The sequence below is a fragment of the Photobacterium gaetbulicola genome (assembly GCF_003025515.1).
Taxonomy (GTDB): domain Bacteria; phylum Pseudomonadota; class Gammaproteobacteria; order Enterobacterales; family Vibrionaceae; genus Photobacterium; species Photobacterium gaetbulicola.
The window spans coordinates 105394-129090 of the sequence record NZ_PYME01000016.1 but is presented as its reverse complement, the minus strand read 5'-3'; the positions used below and the strand labels follow the sequence as shown (position 1 = coordinate 129090).

Here is a 23697-nt window from a genome sequence, read left to right as displayed (position 1 = left end):
GGAGCAAGGTGCTCCTATCTCAAGTAGTTCAAAATAAATGGTTGTTCAAGCTATTGGCTTTTCGAAAATAATTTGGCGAGCCGTTTAGTTGGTTGCCAGCTTGGCATTGGTTGCTTCATCTAGCTTGCGCTTGGAGCGCAGTAGCAGGAAGCCGATAAAGCCGACAATCGAGGCAACCAATAGGAACAGTGCGCGGCCCCAAAATGGGTTAGGCACAAGGGCCAGTGAGGCAAGGAATACCGCTGCCGTTAGCAGCATCTTGCCCAGCATGTCGTGCTGTTTGTTATCCATGCGGATGCTCGCTTCTGTATCTTCAACTACCACTTCAGTATCGATGTTGTTGAAGAACTTGTTGATTTCCGCTGCACGCTCTGGTGATGGCTCCTTGTAGAAGAAGCGCGATAGGACAAAGAATGGCAGGGTAATAGACATGTGGCCGATCACTCCCAGGGTGACAGACTTCATTTCGGCAAACTCACGGGCGCTGATTGGTGCATTTAGGCCCAGAACCGCTTCAATGGCTTGTGGTGTGATACCGAAGGCGATGATGGCTGACACGCCCATACCGACAAGGATTGTGCCCCAGCCTGACCAGTCCGGTGTCTTGCGGATAAAGAAACACATGATGGAAGGAATAAGCACCGGGAAGCCAACCAATGTACCGACCAGCATCATCAGGTCAAACAGGCCGAACTCTTTTAGCGAGGTCAGGAACAGACCGGTTACGATGATCACCACACCAAATACCGCAGTTAGGACTTTACTTGCCATCATCAGGTGCTTTTCAGAGAAGTCTTTACAGAAGTAAGGCTCGTAAACACTTTTCAGGATGATACCGGCGTTACGGTTCAGGGCAGAGTCCATTGAAGACATGGTAGCTGCGAACATGGCCGCCAGCATTAGGCCAACCATACCGACTGGCATTTCACGGCTGACAAAGATGTAGTAAGTCGCATCGGCTACCTTGTCGCCCAGACCCTCCAAGCCCCAAGTCGCCACATCCGGGTAGTTGCCGGCAACAAACCAGGCTGGCAGGAACCAGATCATTGGGCCGAGGATCATCAGCGAGCAGGCAAGAAGGGCTGCCTTACGGGCGTTCTTGGTATCTTTCGAGGCAATGAAGCGGTAAGAGTCAACCATGTTGTTGGTGCTGAAGAACTGCTTGATGAAGATACAGACAAACCAGCCAACGAACAGGTAGGTGTAGCTGTAGCCGTCACCGATAAGCTGCTGGGTTGGTAGACCGACTTCCATCAGGTTACCAACACCGCCCGATTTCCAAATCGCCACCATAGCCGCTACGAAGGTCATCACGGTAATAATGATCATCTGCATAAAGTCTGATGCGATAACCGCCCAGCTGCCGCCAACCAGTGACATGAACAGCACAACCAGGCCGGCACCGATGATGGTTTGCTCAAGCGGTACCCCGACAACGGCACTGGTAAATACGGCTAGACCGTTTAGCCAGATAGCCGCCTGCAGGACGCTGAGTGGCACGTTGGCCCAGGTGAAAACCTGCTCGTTCACTTTACCCAGGCGCAGTCTCACACCTTGCAGTGGGCTTATCACACGCATTTGGCGCGCTTTGGCGGCAAAGAAGAGGTAGTTACAGAAATAGCCGAGGGCGTTGGCAATAAAGACCACACCCACTGACATGCCGCTAGTTAACGCTTTGCCCATCAGGCCGGTAAAGGTCATGGCGCTCAGGGCCATCATGAACGCGCTGGAGCCAACCATCCACCATAGCATCCGGCCGCCTCCGCGGAAGTATTCACTGGTATTGGCGGCTGCAGAGCGGAAGACCCAGCCAAGGCTCATCAAAAAGACGAAGTACACGAGTACGACAAGAATATCGATATCCATATTTGTAGGTTCCTATTGTGATAGGGCAAAGGTGTTATAAGGCAACATTGAGATGTCTCATCCCTTTTGTAGTTGTTTTGGAGCAAGTAACCATGCGGGTAAAAAGCATGAGACCTGATACACGTTTCACTATAGAGACCCTTACTAATTCGTGGAAATAATATTAATGTATAACAATAATACAAATGACGAATGGGCAGTTGGATGGATATAAAAACACTCAGAACTTTCATAACCGTTGCGAAATTAAAGAATTTTTCCGCTGCTGCACGGGAGTTGCATACGGTACAGCCAACGGTGTCGCGCCATGTGTCCGAGCTGGAAAATGAACTGGGTGTGAAGCTGTTTCAACGCACAACCCATCAGGTTGAGCTCACGAAGGCTGGTGAAGCACTGCTACCTGAAGCGCTGAATATTATTGCCAATGACCAGAGGGTAAAATCGCTGGTGGGACAGACCACCGAACAAGGGGAGTGCCAGATCAATATCGGCTATTTGGCGACGGCTTGCTCATTTTTCCTACCGCACTTGCTGAGCAGCTTTATGGCCTCAAACCCCAACATTCAGACTAACCTGTTTGAAATGACTGCTGATGAGCAGTATCAGGCATTAACCGAGCACAAGATTGATATCGCCTTTTCCCGCCGCCAGCCAAAGCTGGACGGTAAGCAGTTTATGGTAGAGAAGATCTACTTCGACCGGCTAATGGCGATTTTGCCGCTCAACCACCCGCTGGCCGAGCGCAAGACGTTGACGCTGAGTGAGCTTCGTAACGAGCGGTTTATCCTGTTTAGGCCCAATGAGTGGACCGAGATGTATGAGCATATCTTGTTGCTTTGCCAGGAAAATGGCTTCTCGCCTAATATCAACTGCCACCCGGATAACATGCGCCATCTGGTGACCTCTGTCTCTTCGGGGTTGGGGATCTCCATTGCTCCTAAGTGCATCAAGTTTATTGCCCAGGATAACTGTGTCTGTGTGCCGATTGATGAAGTGAACTTGGTCTTGCCGCTCTACATGTATTACAAGCGGGAAGGGCTGGCACCGCAGCTGTCGGAGCTGGTCAAAGCGTGCCTCAACAAAGCGCCGGATATTCAAGTGATGCTGCAAAGCTAAATCCTTGCAAAAAGCTCCCCCCTGCAAACTGAAGCTCCCGCAATAAAAAAACAGGCTTACCTCTCGGTAAGCCTGTTTGTCATCCAAATGTGGAGCAATTGGAATCGGGTGGAGCGAGTGGACTAGGCGTTGGCGTTGGCCTCGGCTCCAGTAGTCGCAGTGACTTTCTTGCCAAGTTTCTTCGCCATGGCTTCTTCCATTTTCTCCAAGCTGACGCCTTTGGTTTCCGGTACATATTTGACCACCACAAACATACAGATTAGCGACAGCACTGCGAACAACCAGAAGCTGAAGGCGCCGTTGAAGTGCTCTTTCAGGAAGGCATTTTCGTTCAGCATTGGGAACGACTGGGTTACCAGGAAGCCGGTGAACCACTGGGCACCTACCGCGATAGCCATCGCACGGGAGCGGATGCTGTTCGGGAAGATTTCAGAAATCATGGTCCAGCACGCACAACCCCAAGAGGTCGCGTACGATACAACGTACAGACACAGCGCAAACAGGGCTGCGTAGCCTTCAGTGCCGGTGTAAAGGACAAAACCAACTACCGTCATACCTACCGCACAGCCAAAGGTACCGTACTTCATCAGTGGCAGGCGGCCGACTTTGTCAATCAGGTACATCCCCAAGGCGTTACCCAGAATGAAGACAACACCGACGAAGGTAGTCTGGAACAGGGCATTCTCCGTACTTCCCGTGATTGGGCGTAGGATTTCCGGCGTGTAGTACATGATGACGTTGATACCGGTTAGCTGCTGGGCGGCAGCGACAAAGGTACCGATCACCAAGATAGCGAACAGAAGCGGTGAGCGCAGGCTAACTTGTTTTTTGCCCGGCTGATTGGAATCAGCCAGTGACGCTTGGATCTCGCCGATCAGCTGGTCAGCATGTTTCGGGTTGGAGATACGCGACAGGGTGTCTTTGGCTTGATCGATTTTGCCTTTAAGTACCAACCAACGTGGCGACTCAGGGATCAGGAACAACAGGCCGGCAAACAGCGCAGCAGGGATCACCTCTGAGCCCAGCATCCAGCGCCAGCCCATATCAACCAGCCAGGCTTCACTCATGCCTTTGGCAATCAAGTAGTTAACATAGAACACACCGGTCTGGCCGACTACCGCAGACTGCTGGAACATACTCACGGCACGGCCACGGAAATCTTTCGGTGCCACTTCCGACATATACATAGGTGAAACCACACAGGCCAAGCCTACTGCGACACCACCAACGATGCGAAGTATGACGTAGAACGAGAAGGTGGTTGCCAGTGCAGAACCAATGGCGGAGATCATAAAGAGGATGGCGGCGATGAAGAGGGTGTTACGACGTCCGTATTTTAAAGCGGACCAACCGGCGCTGACAGCACCGATAATACTACCTAGAACAACACTTGATACTGCCCAACCGGTTTGTGCCGGGGTTAAGCCAAAGTGTTCTCTGATAGGACCAATAGCGCCTGAAATAACAGCGGTATCATAACCTAATAAAATTCCCCCTAGGGCTGCGATACAACAAATTCGAATAATGTAAGCAAAATTATGTTTTCGGGCCTCGGCCGCGGTTGTGGGTGACATGTGTTGCTCCTTGATTTATTCCCCCTTCTCTCACTCAACCATCGAATAAGCATGAGCTGGGTAGCGGTCCGATACGCTGATCACTGTAGGGTATGGGTATCGGCTGGTTTATTTCACCCTTTTATCTGTAGTAGTTATATGTCGCTTTGAAAATATTTTTTCATAAGGTGATGGTTTTATCATATTGAGTTCATCTTGATTCGACCAGACCCAAAGAGGGTTTTTATTCGTAAATGATATCTTGATCAAATTAAGAAAAATATTTTCCAAAAACATAATTGCGTATAAGATTCTGTTTTAATTGGATATTATTGGTTTGTGATCTTGCTCATAAAACCGCCAAAGGCCGCGTTATTACTGGGTTCTTTCCGATTTTTTCAAAAAAATTAAATGCTTTTCAATGATCGAAAAATATTTTTCATTTTGTTTTTTTTGGTTATAGTGATTTCCAAGTTGAGCGAACGGTGAAGGGCACGAGGCTCTTTATCTGGATGTGAAAAAAGCATAATCCAAAGCGTTCGCAAATTATCTCATCACGTTTAATTTTTTATTTAAGTTATTGTTGGAGAACAAACATGAGCAATGTGCAATACGGAATCAGCCCACTGACTTGGACTAACGATGATATGCCTGAACTGGGTGGCGAGATCCCATTGGAAACATGTTTGAGTGAAATGGCTGAAGCGGGCTTTACTGGTACTGAGCTAGGTACCAAATACCCACGTGAGCCAGAAGTGCTTATTCCTCTTCTAGAAAAACACGGCCTGGTTCTGGCTTCAGGCTGGTACAGCGGTAACTTGATGACGCTGACGGCGGAAGAAGAAATTGCGGCGATGCAAGATCACATCAAGCTGCTCAAAGCGGCAGGCTGTAAAGCGATGGTATTCGGTGAAGTGAGCAACACGGTTCACGGCGACATCAATACTCCTCTTTCTCAGCGCGTCATCCTGACTATGGATGAGTGGAAAACATACTGTGAGAAGCTAACGACTGTTGCTGAGTACCTGCTTAACGAGCACGACATCAAGCTGTCTTTCCACCACCACGTGGGCACCATCTGTGAAACCGAAGATGACATCAACATCATGATGGAGCTAACTGGCGACGCGGTTCACCTAACGCTAGACACTGGCCACATCACATACGGCGGCGGCAATCCTGTCACTATGATCAAGCGCTGGGGCCACCGCATCGGCCACATGCACTTTAAAGACCTACGTCTAGACGTTATGAAGGCCGCTCGCGATGCAGACAAATCATTCCTTAACGCAGTTCTTGATGGTGTATTCACCGTTCCTGGCACTGGCGATGTTGATTACGACGACGTTTTCGCTGCACTGAAAGAGCGTGACTACAAAGGCTGGCTACTGGTTGAAGCGGAGCAGGATCCGGCGAAAGCGCACCCACTGACTTACGCAAAAACTGCCTACGAGAATATCACTGGCTACGCGAACAAGTACGGCCTGTAACCAAGAACCCCTAGGGGGCTACTAGCCCCCTAATGTATCCCCGGCCGAACCAACTGGGAGGTGTGGTCGGGGTAGGGATGCCCCATCGGGTACTGAATATCGAGGAAGACAATGAAAACTGTACGCCTGACTGTTGCTGAAGCGCTTGCTAAGTACCTTGCAGCACAAATGATTGAAATTGATGGAAAGAAAGAACAACTTTTTGGTGCCGCCTTTGCGATTTTCGGTCACGGTAACGTGACGTGCTTTGGCCAGCAGCTAAAGAATATTGAAGATAAAATCCCAACCTGGCGCGGTCAGAACGAACAGTCGATGGCAACAGCGGCCATTGCGTACGCGAAAGCTAACCAACGTCGCCGAATCGGTATTGCAACCAGCTCTATCGGCCCAGGTGCGACCAACATGGTAACGGCTGCCGGTATCGCGCACACTAACCGTCTACCTCTTCTACTTATCTCTGGTGACGCCTATGTTAGCCGCCTGCCAGATCCAGTTTTGCAGCAGCCGGAGAACTTCGAAGATCCGTCTGTGACATCTAACGATGCCTTCAAGCCGCTAACGCGCTACTGGGACCGCGTTCTGTCGCCATCCCAGCTAATGCACACACTGCCTCAAGCGCTTGATACCATGCTAGACCCTGCTACTTGTGGCCCTGTATTCCTTGGCCTGCCGCAAGATATCCAGGGTGTGGCTTACGATTTCCCTGAAGTATTCTTTGCCGAAAAAGTACACCGTATCCGCCGTCCAGAGCCTGAAATGGTTGTTCTGGAAGAAGCGAAAGAAATCCTGATGCAAGCCAAGAAGCCACTGATCATCTCTGGTGGCGGTGTTCACTACTCACTGGCGACTGACGAGTTGGCTGACTTTGCAGGTAAGCACAACATTCCGGTGGTCGAGACCATTGCCGGTCGCGCCACTATGCTGCAGGACAACCCGCTGAACGCCGGCCCAATCGGTGTTACCGGTTCTGATTCTGCCAACCACATGGCTAACGAAGCAGACGTGGTGCTGGCAATTGGTACCCGCCTGCAAGATTTCACCACCGGTTCTTGGACGGTCTTCAAGAACCCAGAGATGAAACTGGTCAGTATCAACGTAGCGAAATTCGATGCCATCAAGCACATGTCTTACCCAGTGCTGGGCGATGCCAAAACATCCATGACCAAGCTGTCAGCCCTACTTGGCGACTGGCGCTCAGGCGATGAGTGGTCGGCCAAAGCCAAAGCCGAAGCGGATGAGTGGAAAGAGTTGGTTCACCGCCGTACCCACCCTCAAGAAGGCGACCTGCTACCGGGCATGTCCTCTTACGCGGAAGTGATCGGCAAGCTCAACAAGTCGATGGAAAAGGGCGACACCGTACTGACTGCTGCGGGTGGCCTACCTGCCGAGCTATCGATGAACTGGCAGAACTACCAGATCGGTAAGTTTGATATCGACTTCGGTTACTCATGCATGGGTTATGAGATTGCCGGCGGCTGGGGCGCGAAAATTGCCAACCCAGACAACGACGTTGTAGTGCTAGTGGGTGACGGTTCATACCTTATCCAGAACTCAGATATCTACTCATCGGTTTTGACTGGCCACAAGATGATTGTGGTGGTGTGCGACAACGGCGGTTTCGCGGTTATCAACAAACTGCAGAACAACACCGGTAACGAGTCATTCAACAACCTGCTTGAAGACTGCCGCCGCCCAGATGGCGAGTTGGCCCGCGTCGATTTTGCCAAGCACGCAGAAGCACAAGGGGCGATTTCCGAGAAGCTGACCTCTGTCGACGAGTTCGATGCAGCATTCGCCCGCGCCAAAGAAGCTGACCGCACCTACGTGATTGTGGTGGATATCGACCCGGTATCACCAGCGGCATGGTCTAAGTGTGACTGCTGGTGGGAAGTAGGGCTACCTGAAGTGACTCGCAACGAGCACACCGCGAAGAAAGTCGCGGATTGGGAAGAAGGCCGAGCGACCCAGAGACGCGGTGTATAGAGGCGCGGTGTATAGGGTAGCGGTATTTAAGACCGGTGCCTAACATAAACGAATTCCGAACATTTAAATCTTAATATTTCCAATAATTTACCCGCAGGTATCACAGTGTGAAGTCGTGATACCTGCCAAGGAGTGAACCATGTTTAATGAAGAACGTCATTTTGACCAACCAATCCGCTGGGCAATGGTAGGCGGCGGCCGTGGTAGCCAGATCGGTTACTCACACCGTAATGCCGCACAGCGTGATGGTCTGTTCAAGCTGGTAGCGGGTGCTTTCGATCTAGATCCTGCACGTTGCCGTGACTTCGGTGAAAACCTAGGCCTTGACGGCGACCGTTGCTACGCCAACTACAAAGAGATGTTTGAGCAAGAAGCCCAACGCGAAGACGGTATCCAGGCGGTCTCTATCGCCACACCGAACTCTACCCACTACGAAATCTGTAAGGCAGCGCTGGAAGCAAACCTACACGTGGTGTGTGAAAAGCCAATCACCTTCACTACTGAAGAAGCGGAAGAGCTAAAAACAATCGCGGCACAGAATAACCGTGTTATCGGTGTGATGTACGGCTATAGCGGTTTCCCAATGGTTCAGCAGGCGCGTGAAATGGTTCAGCGTGGCGACCTAGGTGAAGTTCGCGTGATCAACATGCAGTTCGCCCACGGCTTCCATAACGAAGAGTACGAGCTAAACGATCCAGGCCTTAAGTGGCGTGTAAGCCCAGAAGTCTCTGGCCCAACTTACGTGCTAGGCGATATCGGCACCCACGCCTTCTACCTGTGTGAAGTGATGACAGGGCTAGAAGTCGACCGCCTGTCTTGCATGCGCCAGAGCTTCATCAAGTCGCGTACACCGCTAGAAGATAACGCCCATGTGATGATGGAATTCAAAGGCGGTGCTGTGGGTACGCTTTGGGCATCTGCAGTCAATGCTGGCTCTATGCACCAGCAGAAGATCCGCATCGTGGGTTCTAAAGCCTCTCTCGAGTGGTGGGACGAGCAGCCAAACCAGCTGCGTTACGAAATTCAGGGCGAGCCACCACGCATTCTAGAGCGCGGCATGGGCTACCTACACCAGGATGCACCGGGTGTTGCCGCTAACCGTGTTGGCGGTGGCCACGCAGAAGGTTACTTCGAGTCTTGGGCAAACCTATACCACCGCTTTGCATTGGCATTCGACGCGGCAGACCGCGACGATCAGGCAGCGCTAGCGGATATTTGGTTCCCAGGTATCGATGCCGGTATCGAAGGCGTACGCCTATGTGAGAAGTGCGTTGAGTCAGCAGACCAAAACGCAGCTTGGGTTGATTACGAGTAATAGGAACGGACCATGACAAAGATTGCACTTCAGCAAGACCGCAAGCTGGATGCCATCGTGTTGGGACGTGCGGGCGTAGACCTCTACGCCCGTGAATCAAACACGGACATGGCAGACATTTCAGGCTTCAACAAATTCGTCGGCGGCTCGGCGGCTAACATCGCAGTGGCTGTGAGCAAACTTGGCGGCAAAGTCGGGTTTATCGGTTGTGTCGCTGATGATGCATTCGGCGGCTACGTGAAGCAGTACATGTCAGGCCAGGGTATCAACCTAGACGGCATGATGACCGACAATTCGGGCTCGCGCACTTCAGTGGCGTTTACCGAGATGAAGCCGAGTGACTGTACCGTATTGATTTACCGTAACAAAGCCTCTGATTTGACCATCAAGCCAGAGCAGGTCGACCCAGCGTACATCGCCAGCTCGAAAGTGTTGGTGGTCACGGGAACGGCGCTGTCTGAAAGCCCAAGCCGCGAAGCTACATTGATTGCGATGGAGCATGCACGCCGCAGCAACACGCTCGTGGTACTGGATGTCGACTACCGCCCTTACTCATGGCGTACCGATGTCGATGCGTCTATCTATTACGGCATCGCAGCAGGCTTGTCCGATATCGTTATCGGCAACCGCGAAGAATTCGACATGATGGAAACCGTGCTGGCCCCGGGCAACAAGGATGACGATGCAACGGCAGAGCGCTTCCTGCGTGCCAATACCCAGGTGGTGGTGATCAAGGCAGGTGAGTTCGGCTCTAAAGTCTACTGCCGTGACGGCCATAAATTCCAGCAGGGGATCTTCCGCGTTGAGGTTCAAAAACCATTTGGTTCGGGCGACTCATTTGCCGGCGGCCTGATTTGGACCCTGGTTAACGGCGGCGAGTTGGAAGACGGCGTCAAGCATGGCTCGGCAGCAGCAGCGATTAACGTCAGCGGCAACAGCTGCACCGAAGCGATGCCGACCAAGGAACAATTATTCGATTTTATTGAGACCAGAGAACAAAGCCTTTAACAGTCACCTCCGGACGAAGTGATTAAAGGCATTTTGGTCAGCCGGGTCAGTGCAGCGCAGTAACCTTCAGTCCTCTGCCTGTACACACCATCGAGGCCCGGCTTTTTTATCCCCTTTATATAGAACCAATTATTACATGGCTGTGCTGATTACATCCCGAGGTTAATCAGGCAGTGAGGAGAGAGTCATGGGTAAGCATATCCCACCGTTTGATAATAAAAACCAACCTATCATCGATGTGAACGATGAAGTCACACCGCTGTGTTATTTCAATCAGGTCCGTTTGTCGCAGGGCGAGCAGCACCAGCACGTTGTTGAAGGTTACGAGTCCGTGATCGTTTTGGCGGGCGGTACCTGTTCGATCATTGTGACCAATGGTGAGAAGACCGAAGTCTACGACAACATCGGTAAGCGTAAATCGGTATGGGATGGCAACCCGGAAGCGGTCTATGTGCCGCTTGGCTACAGCGCAACCATTGACTGTGTCAGCGATACGGCGGATGTGATGATTGCCGGTGGTAAGTTCGAACAGTCTCTGGAGCCATTTTGCATCCGCGAAGAGAATGTCGACATTGTACAGTACGGCTCGGATGACACTAAAACTCACCGTAAAATCAAACATGTGCTGGGCCAGTCAAACTCTGACAACCGTGGCCGCCTACTGGTGAGCGAGCTGTTTACCGTCGGTGCCGGTGGTTGGTCGGGTTTCCCTCCTCACAAGCATGATGAGGATCGTGTTAAGCCTGACGGCAGCAAAGAGACATTGTACGAAGAAGTATACCAGTTCCGCTTCAACCCAGACTTTGGCTTCGGTGCCCAGTTCCTCTACGAGCACGAAGACGACTTCGGTCCGGTTTATCACGTTCGTACCGGTTCGGTGATTGCCATCGATAAAGGCTACCACCCAAGCGTGGCGGCACCGGGCTACGAGATGTACTACTTCACCATTATCGTAGGCAAAACCGAGAAGTCATTGATCCAGCACTTTGACCCGCACCACGAATATCAAGTTGAAACAATCCCTGGCATCAAGGACATGATCGCCAAGTTCAAATAACACGGAGGTTTTCTACTATGCTCGTCAATTTAAAAGATCTTTTGCCTGAAGCCGCGGCTTCCGACTATGCGGTTCCTTGCTTCAACGTATTCGGCTACGAAGATGCCCGTGCCGTGGTAGAAGCGGCAGAAGAAGTGAACAAGCCAGTGATCCTCGCTTGCAACAAAGATGTGGCTGATTTCTACGGTGTTGAGACCGCAGCGGCGATGTTCCTGACCTTGGCGAAAAACAGCACGGTGCCAGTATGTTTGCACCTAGATCATACCTACGAGGAAGAGATCGTTTACCGTGCCCTGAAAGCAGGTTTCAGCTCAGTGATGTTTGATGGCTCTCAGCTATCACTGGAAGAAAACATTGCCCGTACCCGTGCGGTGGCAGAGGTTGCCCACGCTATGGGCGCTTCAGTTGAAGGCGAGATAGGCTCAGTGCCTTACGATGAAGGCCGTGACCACATCAAATCTATCTATACCGAAGCAGAAGAAGCGGCCCGTTTTGCCAAAGAAAGTGGTGCCGACTGTGTGGCCGTTTCAGTAGGTAACGTACACCGCCTGACTGAGCCAACTTGCACCATCGATTTTGGCCGCCTGGACAAGATCGCCAGCATGGTCGATGTCCCGTTGGTTATCCATGGCACCAGCGGTATCCGCAACGAAGATATGGAAGTGCTTAAGCGCACCCGCGTATCGAAATTCAACATCGGTACTTGCCTGCGCCAAGCGCTGGGCCATGGCTTGCGTGATTTCATGAATGAAGAGCCAGAGAAGTTTGACCGCATTTACTTCATGAAGAAGGCCATGCCGGCGGTGAAAGAAGAAGCGATTCGTAATTTCAAACTGCTGTCGTAATAAATGTCGTGACCATTTGCCCTGTTAATACAGGGCATTTTTTTCGCAGGAGATCATCAATATATGGAAGTAGCCGAGCTTGTCCCCACCGATTTAGACACCCTCAAAGATCATATTGTCCGTCGCTACGACGATCTAAGTCCGCGCCTGCAGCAGGTGGCTGACTTTGCCATGGCCCAGCCAATGCTGGTAGCGGTTGAAACCATGGTGACGATTGCCGAGCAGGCCAATGTGCCGCTGTCTACTCTCAGCCGCTTTTCTAATGCGATGGGTTTCTCTGGGTTCAGTTCGATGCAAGCTGTCTTCCGCGATCACTACTTCAACCGCCCGCGGGATTATAAAGAGCGGGTGCGCAAGGCGAGAAACGAGGCTGAATTTGGCCCGGATTCTGCGGCGGCGATTTTCCATGATTTCGGCGCGGCAAATATTGAGGCCATGGAGCAGCTGCAAATCACGGTGTCGCCACAGAAGCTGGACAGGGCGGTTAGCTTGCTTGAAGGGGCCGAGACGATTTACATCCAGGGTATGCGGCGGGCGTATCCCGTGGCTTTCTACCTTTGGTATGCCTTGATGAAATCCAATAACAATGTTGTATTGATTGATGATAACGGTGGGATGCTATCGCCGCTGACCCGCCTGATGGGTGAGAGAGACGTATTGGTTACCTTCACTTTCAGCCCTTATGCGCCGGAAACCACCGACGTTATCGACCTTGCTTACCAAAAGAAGGTGCCGATTATTGCCATCACCGATAACCAAATGATGGAGCAGGGCAACAAGATGGATGTCTGCTTCGAGGTGCAGGAAGGGGATAATTTGGGCTTCCGCTCACTCAGTTGCTCGGTCTATCTGGCCCAGACCTTGGCGGTGAGTTTAATGTGCCAGGACAGTGTTTAGTGACTGACGATTGATGCAGAAAGAGCCTCGATTGAGGCTCTTTTTTGTCCTTAAGGAAAGCGGCACTATAGGGAAACGACTTGTATTTGCGGTTCCCGAAAGGATTTTCAATATACAGAGAATCCACTTGTTATAGAGCTAAGAGAGCGAATGGAAGCTACTTCAAAGTCTTAGCTCCCACACTTCTAAACAGGCTTCTTTTGCTTGCTTAGTACTGAGTGTCTTGGTTAAAATTCCCCCATCATTTCTTTAGGAGCTAACGCCGACATGAACAACTAACTTCCTGATAGCCAGTTTTTATTATCTTGGACTCTCGGGGTTAGTGGGCGTTACTTCGTCATATCTTCTCTATCTAAAATATCTATTTGCGCTTGTTGCTAAGGCTTTTTGCTGACATCTGAATGTTTGTCCGAGCGCACAGTGGGATCAAAGTAACTGCCTGGTCATTCTATTGGCGTAGAAAGACGTAACCCCTTGTTTAATAACAATCACATTAGAAATTTAGTGTGATTGATAAATAGGGAGGTATTTATGCCTGCATTAATCGCCCATCAATTAGCTTTTCAGTTAGACACTGGGGAGTGGCTATTTCAACACCTCAACATCAGCTTGAATGACAAGCTGACCGGCTTGGTCGGCCGCAACGGCGTGGGCAAGTCGGTGTTATTATCATTGCTGCTTGGAAAATTAACGCCGACAACAGGGGGCGTGTCTTGCCAGGGGCAGATCGGCCTCTATTCCCAGCAACCTTCAAAATTACTGACAAGTACGCAGACGGTTGCTGAATTTATTGGGGTTAGCAATAAGCTGGCCGCTATCAAAGCGGTAGAGCAAGGCCAATGCGATGCCCATTATTTTGACATCATTGCCGATGACTGGGAGGTTACGACGCGAACCCAGCAGTTGTTGGCGGAACTTGGGTTACCGGCTTCGCCAGAGGCCCTGTGCCGTGACTTGAGCGGCGGGCAACTGGCACTGTTGCAGCTGCACCAGCTGTTTCAATCACAGGTTGATATCTTGCTGCTCGATGAGCCCTCCAACCACCTTGATGCCCGAGGCCGCCAGTGGCTCATCGGCCAACTCCAGCAGTTTTCCGGAAAAGCCCTAGTGGTCAGCCATGACAGGGAATTGCTCCGTCATGTTGAGGGTATTTACCACCTAACCAGCTTGGGATTGCAGTATTACCAGGGAAACTACGATGCCTTCTTTAGCCAGCATACCATCAAGGAAAATGCACTCGATAGGCAGATCACCCAGCTTAAGTCAGAGCAAAAGAAAATCGAGCGTCAGCAGCAAGCGAGCAAGGAAAAAGCCCAGCAGCGCCAGGCGCAAGGGAACCGGCTGAGGAAAACCGGCAGCCAGCCCAAAATCTTGCTTGATGCGATGAAAGACAAGGCGGAGCAGAGCCAATCTGCCGCCGCAACGAACCACCAGAACCAGCTTAAACGCAGCCAGCAAAAGCTTTCTGCGTTGCAACAGCAGCAGGAAGCCATAAAGCCACGCCATTTGTATTTGGCAGAGTTCGGCCAGGCAAAAAAGACCACCGTACTTAGAGTTGAAGGCTATCTGTTGCCCTATGGCGCCCCTGAACCCGTAAACTTGGTGCTGATGCAATCAGAGCGTTGCTATCTGACGGGGGGCAATGGCAGTGGCAAATCCACCCTGCTCAAGGCGATTCACCATCAAGCTGAAATGCCATCGAGAACAATGACTGTCAATACAACAACAGAGTATCTCGATCAGCACTTCAGCCTGCTCAGAGACGACAGCACCATGCTGGAGTGCCTGATGGACTACTGCGATGGGCTTAGTGAGAGTGATGCCAGAACCTTGCTGGCCGGTATTGGCTTTCGCCGAGACAGTGTCTACCGCCAGGTCATGCACTTAAGTGGCGGGGAAAAAATGAAGCTGGCGATATTGATGGTCAGCCATCTTTCCGAGCAGCCTGTGCTACTGCTTGATGAGCCTGACAACCATTTGGATATCGACGCCAAACAACAACTGGCGCAGGCGCTAAGCCAGTATCGGGGGGCATTTATCTTGGTGAGCCATGACCGGGACTTTGCCAAGGCGATCCGGTTTGACAAGGAGTGTGCACTGACGAGTTGACGCAAAGGAATGGTCAACATGCTGTTTGCAAAAATAGAAATGCCGACATTGCGTCGGCATTTCAACGTCCCAATATGTCGATCCTAATTAATACAAACCGGCGAATTCGGTGATTTCTGGTTTGCCGCGCAGCAGCAGGAAGTTGAGAAAGCGGCTAGTCGATGTCGTCAGGATTTGCTCTTCACTGACACCATGCTTTTCCAGCAGGGCGATAGCAAGATCGAGCCGGGCAATTTCTTCGCAGAAGTGGGCATCGGAGCCGGTGGTGAAATACACCCCGATCTCTTTGCCGATCTCGACGATATTGCTGCAGCGCACGTCGCTGCCTTTGCGGCTTTTGCCGGTCAGTGAGGTGTTGTTGACCTCGATGGCCACGTTATGCGCCTTGGCACAACTGAGTACCTGCTCGATATCGAACGGGTAGTTGGGGTTGCCCAGGTGGCCTAGCACATCCACCCGGCCACTCTTGATGACATTGACGAGGGCGGCAGTATGCTCGGCCTCAGTCGCCGGTTTGAAGACCGGCTCATGGAAGCTGGCGATAACCCAGTCCAGGTGCTGGTCTGTTGATGCGGGCAGGTCGATCTCGCCCTTCACATTGAGCGTATTGGCCTCTACCCCGCGAAGGATCCCCACATCATGTAAGAAGCGGGGCAAAATCCGCTGGTTATTGAAATGCCAATAGTGAGGAGCACCTGGCATTTCAGGCGCATGGTCGGTAGTGCAAAGCAGCTTCAGCTTCTTGTTTTTCGCGGCTTGGGCATTTTCAATGATGGTGCTGTAAGCATGTCCACTGGCGATGGTATGGGTGTGGCTATCAATCACGATATTCATAGTGATCTCCTTGTTCTGCTCCTACAATGGTGGACAGCTTATTGGATTTCAAATGAACCGTCTCGGTTCATAAACAAATTCAAATCAGCCTTGATGGAGTGGTTAAGGACTTTCTCGACATTCACGGCATCCGATTTTTGGTAAAAAGCCAAGGCCTCCTCTGGCGAACTGCCGCCTCTGATTTTCCGGTTGACCAAGCGCTCTTGCAGAAACTCGGGTTGGGTATCGATGAAGACCGTGAAGTCCGCCAGGTTGTAAAGCCCTTGCCATACCGGCTCATCCAGCAATAGCCAGTTACCCTCGACCACAACGATGTTACGCGTGACGTCAATGGCATCATCGACAGGGTCGTGCAGGTTTCTGTCGTAATAAGGCCACTTAGGATCCTTGACTTTGAGCTGTTTCAGCTTGTCGATAAGTTCGGTTAAATTGAAGGTTTCGTATGAGCCTTTGATACTGCGTAGGGAAATGGTTTCACCATTTCGTTCAGTGGTGTTGCTGTCGAGGATGTCGTTGGGGTAATGAAAGCCATCAAAAGGCAAAACTTGCAAGGGTTCCAGGTGTTCATCTTGTTCTGATAAATATTCCCAAAAGGCGGCAAGTGTTGATTTTCCACTGCCTGGAGGTGCGCTGAGGAATATAACGATGCGCTGCTGAGTTTCTTGGTAAAGGCGAGTAAATTTCTCCACCAGGGGTTTATGAATAGTCTTGATATCTTTATCGGGAAATACCGCTTCGGTATCGAATCCACTGATGTTCAAATTCACTTTCATCGCGAGGCCTCATTGGTTGATCTCTCTTTCGATGTTTTCTAATAACAGTTCACAGGACAGGTCTAGCACGGTTTTGATCAGCGCTTCATATCTCATCTGTGAAAAAGCTTCGAAAGAGGAAAACTTTAATTTGTTGATGGACTCAAGATAAAAGCCATCTTGCTGTGACGAGAGTACCGATTGGTTTTTAATGAAGTCGTAAACCACATCATCACCGTAAGAGATTTTGTCTGAAAGAGACGCAGCATACTCCAAGGTTTGGTTGTACAAGCCAATATCTGCATAGGTTTTTAATGAAATTTTACCCATTGCAAACATCAGCTTAGAGACGACATCAGTGGTTACCAGCGGGCCATCTTCCCTCAGCAAGGGTTCCACAGCATACTCCATGACCAATTCGTCCTGGACGAAGACCTTAGGGAGTAATGCTTTTAACTTGAGGTTTATTATTTTGTTAGAAACCTGAAGAAACGAAGTGGCATTATCGCACTCTTCCAGTTTCTTCAGTAATTCATGTTCACGTGACAACGTTTGTGACCTCTTCATTATGTGGCAGCGCAAAGGCTACCACATAATTTCGTTGTAACTAAACCGCCAAGCTCACGTCATAAAACTCGAGTAACGCTTTTTCTGCGTCTACGTTCCACACATAGTTGTTGGCTTTCAAAATAGCGTCCAACTCGGCGAAGAACGGGTCTTGATCGGCAAGTGACATAAAGTCATCAATAGCGGTTAGCGGAAGATCTATGTGCGGGTAAATAAGTTTTTTACCACCCGGGATTTCCAATTGATTTAAAATCGTATGCGGCGCTGCCTGCAATCCACCCACGTGGGTGATCATAAACGATGGGTTGATGAGATGATCAGAAGATAAATCGAGTGATTCGATCATATCGCCTGTCGAGCCGCCCGAGGTGCCCACAATATGGGTGGCTTCGTAGTGCACATTGTAGAAGTTGAATGGGACTTTGAACTTCTTGTCGGTCGGGCCGGCAAAGAAGTTCAGGCAGCCATCATTGCCTAGAAGATCATCGGCCTGTTCCAGTACCTGGGAAACGGCAGCGTATACCATCACATCATCGTAGCCCTGACCGTCGTTGAGTGATTTCAGATACTCAACCGGAGAGTCCACTTTCGCGGTATTCACATAGTGCAGTGCGATGCCTTTTTCTTGCGCAGTGCTCACCGGGATCAGGCTTTCAGCGCGGTCAAGACGGGCTTGGTCAATGTCGGTCACGACAATGATGCGTGGTTTAACCGGGCCATTGATGGCGTAATCAATCGCACCGATACCCATAGGGCCAGCGCAGGCTAGCAGGGCAAGTGAACCGCCTTCTTTGATACCCATCTCGTGCTCGTAAACATACGGCGTGGTGTGGTAGCTGGCATGGTAAGCACCGATGATGCAAGACATAGGTTCAGCCAGTGAGGCATCGGCAAAGTACTCGCCTTTGTATGGCAGGACACAGCCTAGGTCGATAGCGATCTTTGGAATGATAGAGTAGGTGGCGTTACCGCCGAAGGTTTCGTAGCTGTAACCGGCAGAGTAGCCAGATGGCAGGCCCATCGCAGGCTGCAGAACAAAGGAATCACCAGCAGTAAACTTGTCTTTCAGGTTCTCACCCACTTCAACAATGATGCCCGCGTATTCGTGGCCAGTCATCACGGGTACTTCTGCGATATTTTCTGGTACACGTTTGTGCTTAGTACCCAGTAGCGCCGCTTTGTAAGTGGACAAACAGATGCTGTTTGAGATGTTTTTTACCAGTAGTTCGTCTGGTGAAATGGTTGGCAGTTCGAACGTTCTTAGTTGAACATCTTTTTCGCCACAGATAACCGCTGCCGTTGTTTGTACCATGATTTCTCTCCAAAGTAGGGCGGCGGACCGCCCTATAATGCAATTGTTAAGCTTGTTGTTCGATAGTTACCATCAGCTCATCAAGAGCAGGGTCGTTCAGGAAGTTTTTGATAGTGATGACCGGTAGCCCTGTCGCGTTAACCGCTCGGTTTTCGAGGCTCTCGTGGGTGACCACAATGTCGGCGTCACCTGGGACTTTCTCGATGGCGAAGTTCTTCACTTCAATATCAATCCCCGCCTTGGTCAGCTTGCGCTTGAAGGTTGAGGCACCCATCGCACTGGAGCCCATACCCGCATCACAAGCGAAGGCGACAAACTGGATTGGTTTTGCTGGCGCTTCGGTTGCTGCCGCGGCAGGTTTCACCGCGCCTTCGGCTTTCATGTCTTTCATGTCAGAGACCGACTGTTCGAACTCGTTCTCTTTGTCTTCTGACTTGCTCATCTTCAGAATCGCACTGGCGACAAGGAAGGATACGACTGTTGCTGATACCACACCGGCAATCGTTGCGATGAAGCTGCCTTTCGGTGTCAGTGCCAAGTAAGAGAAGATAGAGCCTGGGCTCGGGCCCGCTACCAGACCAGCGTCTAGCAGGTTGAAGGTGGCGATACCGGTTGCTGCACCGGCAATCATTGCCACAATCATGATTGGTTTCATCAGCACGTACGGGAAGTAAAGCTCGTGGATACCGCCGAAGAAGTGGATGATGATGGCACTTGGTGCAGAGCGCTTGCTCAGACCCTGGCCGAATTTTGCGTAAGCCAGCAGCATACCGAGACCCGGACCCGGGTTAGAGGCCACCATGAAGAAGATGGACTTGCCAGTTTCTGCTGCTGCCTGCAGGCCCAGTGGGTAGTAGATCCCCTGGTCGATAGCGTTGTTCAGGAACAGTACCTTGGCAGGTTCGTTGATAATCGCCAGCAGCGGCAGGAAGCCGGTTGCAACCAGCGCCTCGATGCCTGACTTGACGAACAGGTTCGCGGCTGTGACGGCCGGGCCAACAATCTCGTAGGCAAACAGGCACAGGATCATGCCGACGATACCCAGCGAGAAGTTGTTCACCACCATCTCGAAGCCTGATGGAATGCGGTGCTGGATACGCTTATCCATTTGCACCACCACCCAGGCACTCAGTGGGCCCATGATCATCGCGCCGACAAACATTGGGATATCCGCGCCGACGATAACACCCATGGTACCGATAGCACCGGCAACGGCTCCGCGCTTGTCGCCGACAATCTGGCCGCCGGTGTAACCGATCAGCAGTGGCAGTAGGTAAGTGATCATTGGGCCAACTAGCTCACCAAAGGCTTCGTTTGGTACCCAACCGGTAGGGATGAAGAGTGCGGTTATAAAGCCCCAGGCAATAAAGGCCCCGATATTCGGCAATACCATGGCAGTCAAATGACCGCCAAAGGCTTGCACATTAGCTCGCATGTTTGGTTTCACGTTATGTTCCCTCTTAGTATGCTTTTATAATTTCAAGCACTTGTTCTTTAGAAGATGCTTGGGCTAGCTTCTCAATGTTCTCTTCATCCACAAACATCTCGCTCAAGGCTTGAATCACTTCTATGTGGGTATCAGAGTCTTTTGCTGCTAAAGTAATAAGGACATTGGCCGGACCGAGATCAGAGCCAAAATCAACAGGGGACGGGAAGACATGGATACCAAGCCCAGTTTTCAATACCCCTGTTTCAGGTCGTGCGTGAGGCATTGCGAGGCCAGGGCATAATACGTAGTAAGGACCATTCTCTTGTGTCGATTGGATAATGGCATCGGCATACTGATTCGACACGTAGCCACGTTGCTCAAGGTAGTGAGTTGTTTTCCTTACAGCTTCTTGCCATTGGTATGTACCGTCGTTGATGACATCCACTAATTCGTGATCAATTAACTCGTATAGCATGTCTTTAACCCTGTTGTTCGTTGTTGGGGTTATTATCAATACAAGCGGATTAAAGAAGCAAACGGTCAAATTTTGTGATCAGGGTCTAATTAAAATTACTGTCAAGCGAGCATTTAGCTGTTGGATCTCAATTTAATCACGTAATTTATTTTCATTATTTTTCTGAATTACAAATCAATAGGTGAAATTAGAAGTTGATCAAATTAATGGAAATTTAATTTATTTTGCCAAATGTGATTGGTGTCTGTTTTTACTGATTGCACGAGTTAAAAGTTTGAGTTAGATCGGTTTGTGTTTTTACTCGATTTTACGGTTTTCAACGGCTTTCATATGGCGTTTAGCTCTGGTTCAGCGAGGAAATTATCGCCTGTAATTGAATTACGGTGCGGGTGAAAGTTATTGAGTTGCAGGCGCTTTTCAGCGGCCTTTATTTATAGGCAGGGCTGTGGGCCATAATATACAATCGGCCCACTATTGAGGGGGAGAATAGAGAGGTTTTTACCGAGTAAAGCTGTCTAATAATGATTTTTTGGATAAAGACTTCTTGAGTTCTGCCAGCCATTCGGCCCCTTCGCCCGAGAAGTAATCCCGTGTGGTTTCGTAGCCCAAGTTATAGAGTGTGGTCAGGCTGCCATTGTTGACGTTGAACGCGCCCCACTTATCAATGCCTTCCGGAGCAAGGTTGATATCGGGTAACTTGATGCTTTTCAGAAGGTGCGCCGAGCTGTAGATTTCAAATACCCGGTCGATGACATCAAAGGCATCGGTAAACTCATGGCTGGCTTTATGCTCCAACGGGCTCAAATACATCCCGAGATGAGCGCGGCATAAACCGTGGATCAGATCGGTCGGGTAGTTATTGGTGATACCGCCGTCGGCAAACAGCTTGTCGCCGATTTTTACCGGCGTGAACATGCCAGGATAAGCCGCCGAGGCCAGTAGCGCCTGAATCAGCTCTCCCTCATGGAACACCACTTGTTGCGCGTTATTGAGATCGGTTGCCGCGACATAGAGTGGAATGTCGAGCGCATCGAAGTTATCCCGTTTGATCCAGCCGTGGAAATGGCGGTTGAGCTTTTCGGCGTTGATCAAGCCCAGCTTGTTGAAAGAGAAACTGCTGGCTTTGAACATCTGGCTTTCGATAAAGAACGATAGGATATTCTCCGGGCTATGGCCAGCCGCATACAACGCCCCGACAAGTGCGCCGCCGCTAGCCCCGGAAATCACATCCGGTTTCACGCCTTGCTCGTCGAGGTACTGCAACATACCGATTTGCGCCATGCATTTAGCGCCACCACCAGAGAGGGTGAGCCCGAATTTATAGGGTTTGGGGTTAAAGAGTGATGCCGGCAAAATCTCTGTCCTGTACTAGCCCGATTGATGAGATCAATATACCACTAAGTTAACAAGATGAATGCTAAATAGCCGTTACAGAAATTTCTCGATAAGTACTTCGCCAATATCTTGCGGCGACAAGTTGTTCGGTGCCTGTTACAGCAAGCCGTTGTGTTTTTGCATGCTGAGAATCGAGGGGGGAAATTTGGCAGTCGTCATGATGGCTTATGACCGAGATACTGCTTTGTAGATCAATATCTTGTCTTTGTGAAAATTCCATGGATACTGACAGAATATTCGGCGGTTGCCTTACTTGATAGGGATGGTTGGTAATGGAAGTGTTATTGGTGCTTGCTCATGTGGCATTGATTTGGATACTCGCTGTAGCGACGCCAGGAGCCAATGTACTCCTAACGATTAATACCGCACTGCAATACAACCGCACTCTCGCCATGTTCTCTGCCTTTGGGGTCAGTACCGCGATATTGCTCTGGGCGTTTTTAGGTGGCTCTGGACTGGTCATCTTGCTGACGACGTTTCCTCAGCTGTTTAGCGTGATGAAAGTGGTGGGCGGTAGCTACTTATTGTATCTGGGGCTTCGCCAGATTTACCAAACCCGCAAAACAAAAAGGCTTGGCCAGTTACCTCGAGGCCAACAGATTATATCGCCATCGAACAAAAAGGTCTTTATCACGGCGTTTATCACCAGCATCCTCAATCCGAAAACCGGCTTTTTCGTGGTCAGTTTATTCAGTGTGGCTATGCCACAGAGCATGCCTGGCAGTGTGTCCGGAGCAATGACAACGACGATGATCTTAGCCATCATGCTCACCATGTCTTCAATCACCCTATGTTGGCACTCACTGCTCGCGACGGCCTTCTCACATCAATCTGCGAAAAGTGTCTATGCCCGTATTTCGGGTGTGATTGATTATATAACCGGTGGGTTGTTTACCGTTTTCGGTATCAAAGTCATGGCCTCATCGTGAGGTTTTAAGCACTTCACCGCGATTAAGCGATTCGCCTCAGTTTGCTCTTGGCCTTGTCGAACAAAAAAGGGATAAGGAAAATCGCCAGACAGGCCAGCCATGGCCGCATATCGTCTTTGATGTAAAGCGCATACCCTCCTGCCGCCAGCAGGTATATAAAGGGAATGGTTTTGCTATGGGTTCTGAGCAGCCTCAAGGCCAGAAAATACCCCGCCACCGCATTCAAACCTAGCCACAGTAATGATTCCGTTGCCCCAATCGATGCCTTGAACGGCGCAGGCAGGTAGATTTGCGAATACCCGCCCATTGGCGACAGGGCATCCGCCGCCAAGTGGATGCTGATCCCCGCACTCAGCCCGGCGGCAATCGGTTTGGCATACTTTGAGCGCAGCAATACCAGCACCAACACTGGCAACAGTGGGCTATGGGTGATCATAGAGCGGTGATGCAGCAGGGACATCAGCTGCTTGTCCATATCAGGCCAGAACAGGCCCAAGTACAGAAACAGTGCAAAAATCACCAAGTGTAAGTGCTTCATTAAATGTCCCTTTCAAAAAGGAAATCATAACCTAGCAAGGCGGGAGGGGGTAGAGGAGGAAACCTGCTTTGTCGACTGCAATGGACTTGTTCACTTTGAGGTTAACAACATCAGGATAAGTCGTAGCCGTAGCAGCTGTGGGGTTACAGTGAGTGAACACGCTCAGACAAAATATTTGCACAGTGAGTATTGGGATCAAGATCACTGAATAAAAGCACTTATGCGCT

20 protein-coding genes are annotated in these 23697 nt (G+C 50.5%); 10 read left to right on the top strand and 10 right to left on the bottom strand.

The window, feature by feature from the left end:
* Positions 1-84: 84 nt before the first annotated feature.
* Positions 85-1866, bottom strand: coding sequence for a sodium:solute symporter family transporter (locus tag C9J03_RS15340; protein WP_044620479.1), 1782 nt, complete (start codon positions 1864-1866; stop codon positions 85-87).
* 204 nt (positions 1867-2070) lie between these two features.
* Here C9J03_RS15340 and C9J03_RS15335 point away from each other — a divergent pair, with 204 nt between their 5' ends.
* Positions 2071-2982 (top strand): LysR family transcriptional regulator, encoded by a 912-nt coding sequence (locus C9J03_RS15335; protein ID WP_044621798.1) that lies wholly within the window; start codon positions 2071-2073, stop codon positions 2980-2982.
* A 122-nt stretch (positions 2983-3104) separates the two neighbouring features.
* Here the strand turns inward: C9J03_RS15335 and C9J03_RS15330 are convergent, their stop codons facing one another.
* Complete coding sequence (locus tag C9J03_RS15330; RefSeq protein WP_044620480.1) at positions 3105-4556, bottom strand: sugar porter family MFS transporter; 1452 nt, start codon at positions 4554-4556, stop codon at positions 3105-3107.
* 575 nt (positions 4557-5131) lie between these two features.
* Here C9J03_RS15330 and iolE point away from each other — a divergent pair.
* The 8 genes from iolE (at position 5132) to C9J03_RS15290 (ending at position 15239) form a co-directional block, all read left to right on the top strand.
* A complete protein-coding gene (iolE, locus tag C9J03_RS15325) occupies positions 5132-6025 on the top strand; it encodes a myo-inosose-2 dehydratase (RefSeq protein ID WP_039469669.1) in 894 nt (297 codons plus the stop codon).
* 111 nt (positions 6026-6136) lie between these two features.
* Positions 6137-8008: a 3D-(3,5/4)-trihydroxycyclohexane-1,2-dione acylhydrolase (decyclizing) gene (gene iolD / locus C9J03_RS15320; RefSeq protein ID WP_039469670.1), complete on the top strand. Its 1872-nt coding sequence runs from the start codon at positions 6137-6139 to the stop codon at positions 8006-8008.
* Between the two features lie 139 nt (positions 8009-8147).
* On the top strand, positions 8148-9323 hold the full coding sequence (locus C9J03_RS15315) for a Gfo/Idh/MocA family protein (RefSeq protein ID WP_044620481.1): 1176 nt from the start codon (positions 8148-8150) through the stop codon (positions 9321-9323).
* Positions 9324-9335: 12 nt separating this feature from the next.
* Positions 9336-10331, top strand: a complete 996-nt coding sequence (gene iolC / locus C9J03_RS15310) for a 5-dehydro-2-deoxygluconokinase (RefSeq protein WP_044620482.1) — start codon at positions 9336-9338, stop codon at positions 10329-10331.
* Between the two features lie 187 nt (positions 10332-10518).
* A complete protein-coding gene (locus C9J03_RS15305; protein ID WP_044620483.1) occupies positions 10519-11388 on the top strand; it encodes a 5-deoxy-glucuronate isomerase in 870 nt (289 codons plus the stop codon).
* Positions 11389-11405: 17 nt separating this feature from the next.
* The gene (locus C9J03_RS15300) at positions 11406-12233 is read left to right on the top strand and encodes a class II fructose-bisphosphate aldolase (RefSeq protein WP_044620484.1); all 828 of its coding nucleotides are present in this window, start codon (positions 11406-11408) and stop codon (positions 12231-12233) included.
* Positions 12234-12296: 63 nt separating this feature from the next.
* On the top strand, positions 12297-13130 hold the full coding sequence (locus tag C9J03_RS15295; RefSeq protein WP_044620485.1) for a MurR/RpiR family transcriptional regulator: 834 nt from the start codon (positions 12297-12299) through the stop codon (positions 13128-13130).
* A 531-nt stretch (positions 13131-13661) separates the two neighbouring features.
* The gene (locus tag C9J03_RS15290) at positions 13662-15239 is read left to right on the top strand and encodes an ATP-binding cassette domain-containing protein (protein WP_044620486.1); all 1578 of its coding nucleotides are present in this window, start codon (positions 13662-13664) and stop codon (positions 15237-15239) included.
* A gap of 87 nt (positions 15240-15326) precedes the next feature.
* Here the strand turns inward: C9J03_RS15290 and C9J03_RS15285 are convergent, their stop codons facing one another.
* The 7 genes from C9J03_RS15285 to C9J03_RS15255 form a co-directional block, all read right to left on the bottom strand.
* Positions 15327-16073 carry a phosphatase gene (locus C9J03_RS15285; RefSeq protein ID WP_044620487.1) on the bottom strand — a complete coding sequence of 249 codons (747 nt, stop codon included), beginning with the start codon at positions 16071-16073 and terminating at the stop codon, positions 15327-15329.
* Positions 16074-16111: 38 nt separating this feature from the next.
* The gene (locus C9J03_RS15280) at positions 16112-16846 is read right to left on the bottom strand and encodes a nucleoside/nucleotide kinase family protein (RefSeq protein WP_044620488.1); all 735 of its coding nucleotides are present in this window, start codon (positions 16844-16846) and stop codon (positions 16112-16114) included.
* A 9-nt stretch (positions 16847-16855) separates the two neighbouring features.
* On the bottom strand, positions 16856-17374 hold the full coding sequence (locus C9J03_RS15275) for an MltR family transcriptional regulator (RefSeq protein ID WP_044620489.1): 519 nt from the start codon (positions 17372-17374) through the stop codon (positions 16856-16858).
* 58 nt (positions 17375-17432) lie between these two features.
* The gene (locus tag C9J03_RS15270) at positions 17433-18704 is read right to left on the bottom strand and encodes a zinc-binding dehydrogenase (protein ID WP_044620490.1); all 1272 of its coding nucleotides are present in this window, start codon (positions 18702-18704) and stop codon (positions 17433-17435) included.
* Between the two features lie 46 nt (positions 18705-18750).
* The gene (locus C9J03_RS15265; protein ID WP_107291726.1) at positions 18751-20151 is read right to left on the bottom strand and encodes a PTS mannitol transporter subunit IIBC; all 1401 of its coding nucleotides are present in this window, start codon (positions 20149-20151) and stop codon (positions 18751-18753) included.
* A 13-nt stretch (positions 20152-20164) separates the two neighbouring features.
* Positions 20165-20608 (bottom strand): PTS sugar transporter subunit IIA, encoded by a 444-nt coding sequence (locus C9J03_RS15260; RefSeq protein WP_044620492.1) that lies wholly within the window; start codon positions 20606-20608, stop codon positions 20165-20167.
* A gap of 498 nt (positions 20609-21106) precedes the next feature.
* On the bottom strand, positions 21107-21961 hold the full coding sequence (locus C9J03_RS15255; RefSeq protein ID WP_146149084.1) for a patatin-like phospholipase family protein: 855 nt from the start codon (positions 21959-21961) through the stop codon (positions 21107-21109).
* Between the two features lie 314 nt (positions 21962-22275).
* On the opposite strand from C9J03_RS15255, the gene C9J03_RS15250 reads away from it, so the two are divergent.
* Positions 22276-22932, top strand: a complete 657-nt coding sequence (locus C9J03_RS15250) for a LysE family translocator (protein ID WP_044620493.1) — start codon at positions 22276-22278, stop codon at positions 22930-22932.
* A 22-nt stretch (positions 22933-22954) separates the two neighbouring features.
* Here C9J03_RS15250 and C9J03_RS15245 read toward each other — a convergent pair whose 3' ends face one another.
* Complete coding sequence (locus C9J03_RS15245; protein WP_044620494.1) at positions 22955-23470, bottom strand: hypothetical protein; 516 nt, start codon at positions 23468-23470, stop codon at positions 22955-22957.
* Positions 23471-23697 lie beyond the last annotated feature (227 nt).

Coding starts and splice junctions, on each gene's coding strand:
- C9J03_RS15270 (WP_044620490.1), bottom strand. CDS start 18,704: ATGGTACAAACAACGGCAGCGGTTATCTGTGGCGAAAAAGATGTTCAA.
- C9J03_RS15260 (WP_044620492.1), bottom strand. CDS start 20,608: ATGCTATACGAGTTAATTGATCACGAATTAGTGGATGTCATCAACGAC.
- C9J03_RS15290 (WP_044620486.1), top strand. CDS start 13,662: ATGCCTGCATTAATCGCCCATCAATTAGCTTTTCAGTTAGACACTGGG.
- C9J03_RS15295 (WP_044620485.1), top strand. CDS start 12,297: ATGGAAGTAGCCGAGCTTGTCCCCACCGATTTAGACACCCTCAAAGAT.
- C9J03_RS15315 (WP_044620481.1), top strand. CDS start 8,148: ATGTTTAATGAAGAACGTCATTTTGACCAACCAATCCGCTGGGCAATG.
- C9J03_RS15340 (WP_044620479.1), bottom strand. CDS start 1,866: ATGGATATCGATATTCTTGTCGTACTCGTGTACTTCGTCTTTTTGATG.
- iolE (WP_039469669.1), top strand. CDS start 5,132: ATGAGCAATGTGCAATACGGAATCAGCCCACTGACTTGGACTAACGAT.
- C9J03_RS15285 (WP_044620487.1), bottom strand. CDS start 16,073: ATGAATATCGTGATTGATAGCCACACCCATACCATCGCCAGTGGACAT.
- C9J03_RS15300 (WP_044620484.1), top strand. CDS start 11,406: ATGCTCGTCAATTTAAAAGATCTTTTGCCTGAAGCCGCGGCTTCCGAC.
- C9J03_RS15245 (WP_044620494.1), bottom strand. CDS start 23,470: ATGAAGCACTTACACTTGGTGATTTTTGCACTGTTTCTGTACTTGGGC.
- C9J03_RS15250 (WP_044620493.1), top strand. CDS start 22,276: ATGGAAGTGTTATTGGTGCTTGCTCATGTGGCATTGATTTGGATACTC.
- iolD (WP_039469670.1), top strand. CDS start 6,137: ATGAAAACTGTACGCCTGACTGTTGCTGAAGCGCTTGCTAAGTACCTT.
- C9J03_RS15335 (WP_044621798.1), top strand. CDS start 2,071: ATGGATATAAAAACACTCAGAACTTTCATAACCGTTGCGAAATTAAAG.
- iolC (WP_044620482.1), top strand. CDS start 9,336: ATGACAAAGATTGCACTTCAGCAAGACCGCAAGCTGGATGCCATCGTG.
- C9J03_RS15330 (WP_044620480.1), bottom strand. CDS start 4,556: ATGTCACCCACAACCGCGGCCGAGGCCCGAAAACATAATTTTGCTTAC.
- C9J03_RS15305 (WP_044620483.1), top strand. CDS start 10,519: ATGGGTAAGCATATCCCACCGTTTGATAATAAAAACCAACCTATCATC.
- C9J03_RS15280 (WP_044620488.1), bottom strand. CDS start 16,846: ATGAAAGTGAATTTGAACATCAGTGGATTCGATACCGAAGCGGTATTT.